The following is a 1303-nucleotide window of genomic DNA, read 5'->3' on the forward strand; positions in this document are numbered from 1 at the left end:
TGGGCCTTGACCCCAGATCTTGGACACACGAGACACTGGATCCTGAGGATCTGAGAACGGACATCTCGTGGTCATGAAGAACTACCCGCCGGAGTTCAAGGCGGACGCGGTCGCGCTGTATGAGTCGCGGCCCGATGCGACGATCAGGTCGGTCGCCGCCGATCTGGGGATCAACCCGGAGACCCTGCGGAACTGGGTCCGGGCTGCCGGGGCAAGCCGTCCGCGGGGACGCCGGACGCAGGAACCGGCCCAGCCGCCGGCCCCGCTGGAGGCGGAGAACGCGGCTTTGCGCAAGAAGGTCCGCGAGCTCGAGGAGGAACGCGAGATCCTGCGGAAGGCGGCGAAGTATTTCGCCGGGGAGACACGCTGGTGAACCGCTTCCAGTGCGTCGCCGACCTTCAGCGCCGCTACGGCGTGAAGCGGCTCTGCAGCATCCTCGGCGTCAGCCGCTCGAGCTTCTACTACTGGCGCCGGACAGCCGCCGACCGGGCCGCCCGGCAGGCGGCCGACGCACAGCTTGCCGCCCGGATACGGGCGGTGCACCAGGAATCGGACGGCACTTACGGAGCCCCGAGAATCACCGCCGAGCTCCGCGAGACGAACGGTGAGGCGGTCAACCACAAGCGGGTCGCCAGGATCATGCGGGCGTCCGGGATCGAAGGGATCCGGTTGCGCCGGCGGCACCGCACCACTGTCGCCGATCCGGCTGCGGCCAAGGCTCCGGACCTGATCGGCCGCGACTTCACCGCGGGCAAGCCGAACACGAAGTACGTCGGCGACATCACCTACCTGCCCATCGACGGCGGGAAGTTCTGCTACCTGGCCACCGTCATCGACCTCGCCTCGCGCCGTCTGGCCGGATGGGCGATCGCCGACCACATGCGTGCCGACCTCGTGACCGACGCCCTGGCCGCGGCCGTCCGCACCCGCGGAAGCCTTGCCGGATCGATCATGCACACCGACCACGGAGCTCAGTACACGAGTAAGGCTTTCGCCGAAGCATGCAGGTCAGCAGGGGTTCGGCGAAGCATGAGCGCGGTCGGGTCCAGCGCGGACAACGCACTCGCCGAGTCCTTCAACGCGACCTTCAAACGCGAGACCCTGCAGGGACGAAAGAGCTGGACCACCGAGAGTGAAGCCCGACTCGACGCCTTCAGATGGCTCCACCGCTACAACACCCGGCGCCGACATTCCCGCCTCGGACAACGATCACCGATCGCCTTCGAGAACGCCTTCCACCTCACACCAACTACGCTGACACCAGCCGCATAACCCGTGTTCAGGATCTGGGGTCAAGGCCCGT

Annotated in this window: 1 protein-coding gene; it reads left to right on the forward strand. The window is 67.2% G+C overall.

Going from position 1 to position 1303, the window contains the following annotated elements; all coding sequences use genetic code 11:
* Positions 1-67 precede the first annotated feature (67 nt).
* A protein-coding gene (locus tag ACFW6B_RS41145; protein WP_386605068.1) for an IS3 family transposase occupies positions 68-1272 on the forward strand; the annotation gives its coding sequence in 2 pieces (ribosomal slippage) (positions 68-359 and positions 359-1272; 1206 coding nt in all).
* The last annotated feature ends 31 nt before the right edge of the window (positions 1273-1303 follow it).

Origin of the sequence: Streptomyces sp. NPDC058751 (assembly GCF_042746485.1) — a bacterium.
Taxonomy (GTDB): domain Bacteria; phylum Actinomycetota; class Actinomycetes; order Streptomycetales; family Streptomycetaceae; genus Streptomyces.